Raw genomic sequence first — 3,213 nt, forward strand, 5'->3', positions numbered from 1 at the left:
AAAGTTCATTGACATATTGAAGATATATAAGAATACGAGAGTAAGAGAATTATTACTTTTTTTAATTAAGGAGTAAGAGTACTTTAGAGTAAAATAAATAAATAATTATCGAATAGATAAGCTTATTAAGGGCGTATGGGGGATGCCTAGGCTCTCAGAGGCGACGAAGGACGTGACAAGCTGCGAAAAGCTGCGGGGATTAGCACATATGAATTGATCCGCAGATATCCGAATGGGGCAACCCACTATACTGAAGGTATAGTATTCCGCAAGGAAAGCGAACCCGGTGAACTGAAACATCTAATTAGCCGGAGGAAGAGAAAACAATAGTGATTTTGCTAGTAGCGGCGAGCGAACGTGAAACAGCCCAAACCAGTACTGTTACGGCAGTACTGGGGTTGTAGGACTACGATATCGTCATTAATAATGAACCCGAATACTTTGGAAAGAGTTCCCATAGAAGGTGACAGGCCTGTAGGGGTAAGATATTAATGATGTAGTAGTATCCTGAGTAGTGCGGGGCACGAGAAACCTTGCATGAATCAGCCGGGACCATCCGGTAAGGCTAAATACTACTGAGAGACCGATAGTGAACCAGTACCGTGAGGGAAAGGTGAAAAGAACCTTGAATAAAGGAGTGAAATAGACCCTGAAACCATACGCTTACAAGCGGTCGGAGTCCTTAATTTATTAGGGATGACGGCGTGCCTTTTGCATAATGAGCCTACGAGTTACCACCGTTAGCAAGGATAAATAATTCAGTTATGGATCCGCAGCGAAAGCGAGTCTGAATAGGGCGATTAAGTTAGCTGTGGTAGACGCGAAACCGTGTGATCTACCCTTGGGCAGGTTGAAGCTGTGGTAACACATAGTGGAGGACCGAACCCGTTGACGTTGAAAAGTCTTGGGATGACCTGAGGGTAGGGGTGAAAGGCCAATCAAACTCGGAAATAGCTCGTACTCCCCGAAATGCATTTAGGTGCAGCGATTAAATAGTTTTATAGAGGTAGAGCTACTGATTGGATGCGGGGGCTTCACCGCCTACCAATTCCTGACAAACTCCGAATGCTATAAAATGTTTTTAATCAGTGAGGGCATGGGTGCTAAGGTCCATGTCCGAGAGGGAAAGAACCCAGAGCATCAGCTAAGGTCCCAAAATATATACTAAGTTGAACTAACGCGGTCAGACTGCTTAGACAGCTAGGATGTTGGCTTGGAAGCAGCCATTCATTTAAAGAGTGCGTAACAGCTCACTAGTCGAGCGGTCAGGCATGGATAATAATCGGGCATAAGTATATTACCGAAGCTATGCTCTTACAATTAGATTTGTGAGAGGTAGGGGAGCATTCTAAACAGCGCAGAAGGTGTACTGTAAGGTATGCTGGAGCGTTTAGAAAAGAAAATGTAGGCATAAGTAACGATAATGCGGGCGAGAAACCCGCACACCGAAAGACCAAGGATTCCTCAGCTATGCTAATCAGCTGAGGGTTAGTCGGGGCCTAAGGCGAACCCGAAAGGGGTAGTCGATGGACAAGCAGTTAATATTCTGCTACCTGCTTTAAAATAAACGAGACGGAGAAGGAAATCTAGTGCGTGCAGACGGAATTGCACGTTGAATCTACTGTAAGGTAGAGATAGTACACCAAAGCTACGGTGGCGGTGATAATCTAGAGGCCGTTCTTCCAAGAAAATCAATTAAAGCAGCCCGTACCGTAAACCGACACAGGTAGTTGGGATGAGAAATCTAAGGTGCTCGAGAGATTCATGGCTAAGGAACTAGGCAAAATGGGCCCGTAACTTCGGGAGAAGGGTCGCCCTCACTTTTGAGTGAGGGCCGCAGTGAAGAGGTCCAGGCGACTGTTTATCAAAAACACAGGGCTCTGCTAAATCGAGAGATGCAGTATAGGGCCTGACACCTGCCCGGTGCTGGAAGGTTAAGAGGAGATGTTAGCTTTCGGGCGAAGCATTGAATTGAAGCCCCAGTAAACGGCGGCCGTAACTATAACGGTCCTAAGGTAGCGAAATTCCTTGTCGGGTAAGTTCCGACCTGCACGAATGGTGCAACGATCTGGACACTGTCTCAGCCATGACCTCGGTGAAATTGTAGTATCGGTGAAGATGCCGATTACCCGCTGTGGGACGAAAAGACCCCGTGAACCTTTACTATAGCTTAATATTGACTTTGGATAAGTGATGTGTAGGATAGGTGGGAGACATTGAAGCGGCCTCGCTAGGGGCAGTGGAGTCATTGTTGAAATACCACCCTTTACTTGTTTGAAGCCTAACCCCGACTTAAGTTGGGGGACATTATTTGGTGGGTAGTTTGACTGGGGTGGTCGCCTCCAAAAGAGTAACGGAGGCTTCTAAAGGTTCCCTCAGCACGCTTGGTAACCGTGCGTAGAGTGCAATGGCATAAGGGAGCTTGACTGAGAGACCTACAAGTCGATCAGGTACGAAAGTAGAGCATAGTGATCCGGTAGTTCCGCATGGAAGGGCTATCGCTCAAAGGATAAAAGGTACTCCGGGGATAACAGGCTGATCTCCCCCAAGAGCTCACATCGACGGGGGGGTTTGGCACCTCGATGTCGGCTCGTCACATCCTGGGGCTGGAGAAGGTCCCAAGGGTTGGGCTGTTCGCCCATTAAAGTGGCACGCGAGCTGGGTTCAGAACGTCGTGAGACAGTTCGGTCTCTATCTACAGTGGGCGTTAGAAATTTGCGTGGATCTGACTCTAGTACGAGAGGACCGAGTTGGACAAACCTCTGGTGTATCTGTTGTTCCGCCAGGAGCATAGCAGAGTAGCTACGTTTGGAAGGGATAAGCGCTGAAAGCATATAAGCGCGAAACCCACCACAAGATGAGATTTCTTTAAAGGATCCCCAAAGACGATGGGGTTGATAGGTCACAGGTGTAAAGGCAGTAATGTCATAGCCAAGTGATACTAATTATCCATATAGCTTATCTATGAGACGATTATTAGTTTATTTTATCCTTACTTAACATCTTGTTATATATCTTTAACTATGTCACGATATTAGAATTCCCGCAACAGCTGGGACTGCTTATAAAGGTGATTGAGACTTACTCAATTAACCTTAATGATTTAAGGTGGTTATAGCAACGGGGCTCACCTCTTCCCATTCCGAACAGAGAAGTTAAGCCCGTTTGCGCCGATGGTACTGCATACTTGTGGAAGAGTAGGTCGCCGCCTTC

2 rRNA genes are annotated in these 3,213 nt (G+C 46.7%); both read left to right on the forward strand.

The window, feature by feature from the left end:
- The first annotated feature begins 114 nt into the window (after positions 1–114).
- A 23S ribosomal RNA gene (locus tag CXF67_RS08930) occupies positions 115–2,966 on the forward strand.
- 138 nt (positions 2,967–3,104) lie between these two features.
- Positions 3,105–3,213: ribosomal RNA gene (gene rrf, locus CXF67_RS08935) — 5S ribosomal RNA — on the forward strand.

This window comes from Psychroflexus sp. MES1-P1E (assembly GCF_002836055.1).
Taxonomy (GTDB): domain Bacteria; phylum Bacteroidota; class Bacteroidia; order Flavobacteriales; family Flavobacteriaceae; genus Psychroflexus.